Source organism: Stenotrophomonas sp. YIM B06876 (genome assembly GCF_030711595.1).
Taxonomy (GTDB): Bacteria; Pseudomonadota; Gammaproteobacteria; order Xanthomonadales; family Xanthomonadaceae; genus Stenotrophomonas.
In genome coordinates this window covers 1-2,702 of the sequence record NZ_JAUJUJ010000097.1, presented here as the reverse complement: position 1 = coordinate 2,702, position 2,702 = coordinate 1, and the positions used below count along the sequence as shown (strand labels likewise).

Genomic DNA, 2,702 nt, shown 5'->3' with positions numbered 1-2,702 from the left:
GCAAGAGCGTCATGCAGCCGGAGTTGACGGGAAGCTCCCTAGGGATTTGTTAGCGGGGAGCTTGAAACCTCTCTGCCCCGAAAGCAAGCCAAACCCCAATAATGAATGCCGCGACTGCGAATAGCCCTAGCGAGATTGATGCAAAGGACGATATCCGGAAGGCGGCATAGCCAAGCGTAAATGAAGCTGCTGGCAGGATTGCCAAACGATTGCCAGCCCAGCGATGCAATGACGCCGCGTCCGCGACCTTGCTGTAGTTGACAATGTTAAGGAGACGGCTGTTTCCGGCATGCCTCACCGCAAGTGCAATGATCGCGAGTATCGGCGTGACCAGGAAAAGGGCGATTGCAATGACCCGGAAATTTTCCATAGTGCTGGCACCGGAATTGAGCCGAGCCACGAAGTGGCTTCTGCTTGAACAAATTGTTAGACCACTAGCCGGGTCAATTTATAGCTCTCACCGTCAGGGGCCAGTATGCGAATGGCATGGCCTTGCGCCTTGGCAAGAAGCTCTGCGGCTGACAGGTTGTGACTGGAAAGGTCAACGGTTGCTTGAGGCAGCTCGGAAGTCGATATTGCGGCTCGCTTGTGCGGCTCCTGAATGATCTGCTTGTTGGTTATGTCAACGGGACCAGCCATGAGCAACCGCATGTCTTGGATGAGATAAGCGGCCAGCTCGTCATCGGCAATGTCACTGCCAGGGATATCAAGACGAAAATCTTGCGCGGACAGACTGCCCCCGTTGGTGAAGTGAACAATGAAATCAAATTTAACGCGGTAATCAGTCATCTGCGTAGTGGTCTCATGCTGGAAACGAGCCGGGTTGCGAAGCAACTTCGCTTGAATGAATTTTTAGGCGACGTTGACTGAGATGCCGAACCACTGACCAAAGCCGTCCGCTTGAACTGCTCAACGAAGACCGATAATGCCACAGCCCGCGAGCCCGGAGCCTGCCCCGAAAATATTGCCGCGTGATGTAGCCGAAGCCAACTGCAATGATTGCGCGGCGGCAATGAGGCCAGTGCCGGAACCGAAAACCTGACGAATGCTTTGGGGCGATTGCTGCTGTCTGGAGCCGAATGGAGAGCAGCCGTCGAACTCACCGAAGCAGAAGCCACCATTCAACTTTTACCAATGTCGCCTAACGCCTTATGTCTTGAGTTTCCTCTAGCCTAAGCGCCGAGAGCCCGGCGTGCGCGCCCGATAACGCCTCGGTATCAGCACCGCCGTAACTCAGCAGGGGCCGCACGCCGGATCTCGCGCCCTGCGCCCGAACAGTTGCTCGAGGTTTCCCTCGAACCGATAAGCGTGGGCCTCGGGCGCGATGCTCTCGACCGGCCAACTGTAACGGAGAACGGACATGCGGGCAGCGGGAATTGATGTGGGCAAAACCAACCTGGATCTGGCCGTGGAGGGGCAGCCCGGCGTGACCCGTTTTGCCAACAACCGGGCGGGCATCAACAAGCTGCTCAAGCGGCTGGAAGCCGTGGGCGTTGAGCGGCTCGTGGTTGAGGCCACCGGCGGCTATGAAGAGCCGCTGCTCGAGGCCTGCTGCGATGCCGGGCTGTGGATTGCCCGGGTCAATCCGCGTCAGGCACGCGACTTCGCCCGGGCGACCGGCGAGCTGGCCAAGACCGATGCCATCGATGCCCGGCTGCTCGCGCTCATGGCCCGGATGTTCGGCGACCGCTTGCGCCGCCACGTTGCACCACCGCTGTGGCAGCGGGAGCTGCGGGACTGGCTACGCCGTCGCGGCCAGGTCGTGGTGTTATTGCAGGCACAGAAGCAGCAGACGGCCATGGCGCCGCCGGCGGTGCGCACGCTGGCCGCGCGCACCGTTGCCGCACTCGGTCGCGAGCTGGCTGCGATCGAGCGGACGATGAAGGCGCTGTTCCAGGCGCATGCATTTCCCGCGCTGCGATCAAGCAAGGGCTTGGGTCCGGTGTTCCAGGCCACCGTGCTGGCGCTGCTGCCCGAGCTCGGCCATCTCGACCGCCGACAGATCGCCAAGCTCACGGGCGTGGCGCCCATAAACCGCGACAGCGGACAGGGGCAAGGCAAGCGCCGGATCCGCGGCGGCCGCGCGCCGGTCCGCGTGGCGCTCTACATGGCCACGCTGTCGGCGGTGCGCTGGGACCCACTGATGAAGGCGCACTACCAGCAGCTGCGGGCCCGCGGAAAGCTCGGCAAGGTGGCGTTGGTCGCGTGCATGCGCAAGCTGCTGGGAATCGTCAATGCCAAGCGACGCGATGAGCTGCGATCCGAGGGCCTGGTGACGGTTTAAGCAGAGCGCTTCAAGACAGTTGCTGAGTTAAGGCGAGCCGCGAAGCGGCTTCGCCTTGAACGAATTGTTAGAGGGCATATTTACCAGCTCAATGGCGAAGGAAAAAGGTGCGGCGCTGCAAAAATGGCTATCCAGAGGAAAAGTGATGCAGCTAATGCAAGTTTTGCAAGGGGGCTCTTGTATGAGCGCGCAAAGGCCATGAGAAGGAGGCTCAGCGGCGTAAGAACGTCCATTGCGGTTTGGATTGGATGGCGAAGGTTTAATGAGAGTGCCAAGTAAATACAAATGGAAGCTGCCGCGAGGCAGAAGAGCCTAACGCTGGTGGGGATGGCCCCATCCGATCTGCAGGTAGTGTCCATGCCCTCTAACGCCGGAATTAAGCCGCGTTGCGATAGCAACGTCGGCTTGAATGAGTAAA

At 59.9% G+C, this 2,702-nt stretch carries 4 protein-coding genes; 1 reads left to right on the top strand and 3 read right to left on the bottom strand.

From position 1 onward, the window contains the following. Positions 1-49: 49 nt before the first annotated feature. On the bottom strand, positions 50-400 hold the full coding sequence (locus QZH66_RS14910) for a hypothetical protein (RefSeq protein WP_305806701.1): 351 nt from the start codon (positions 398-400) through the stop codon (positions 50-52). A gap of 26 nt (positions 401-426) precedes the next feature. Beyond that, entirely contained in the window at positions 427-789 is a 363-nt protein-coding gene (locus tag QZH66_RS14905) for a hypothetical protein (RefSeq protein ID WP_305806700.1), read from the bottom strand. A gap of 571 nt (positions 790-1,360) precedes the next feature. Between QZH66_RS14905 and QZH66_RS14900 the strand changes: the two genes are divergently transcribed. After that, complete coding sequence (locus QZH66_RS14900) at positions 1,361-2,284, top strand: IS110 family transposase (RefSeq protein WP_305806699.1); 924 nt, start codon at positions 1,361-1,363, stop codon at positions 2,282-2,284. An 80-nt stretch (positions 2,285-2,364) separates the two neighbouring features. Here the strand turns inward: QZH66_RS14900 and QZH66_RS14895 are convergent. Further along, positions 2,365-2,702: hypothetical protein (locus QZH66_RS14895; RefSeq protein WP_305806698.1), on the bottom strand; the 338-nt coding region annotated here is incomplete at its 5' end.

Bases quoted from the DNA above. Each gene is read 5' to 3' on its own strand.
- QZH66_RS14905 (WP_305806700.1), bottom strand. From the start codon at position 789: ATGACTGATTACCGCGTTAAATTTGATTTCATTGTTCACTTCACCAAC.
- QZH66_RS14900 (WP_305806699.1), top strand. From the start codon at position 1,361: ATGCGGGCAGCGGGAATTGATGTGGGCAAAACCAACCTGGATCTGGCC.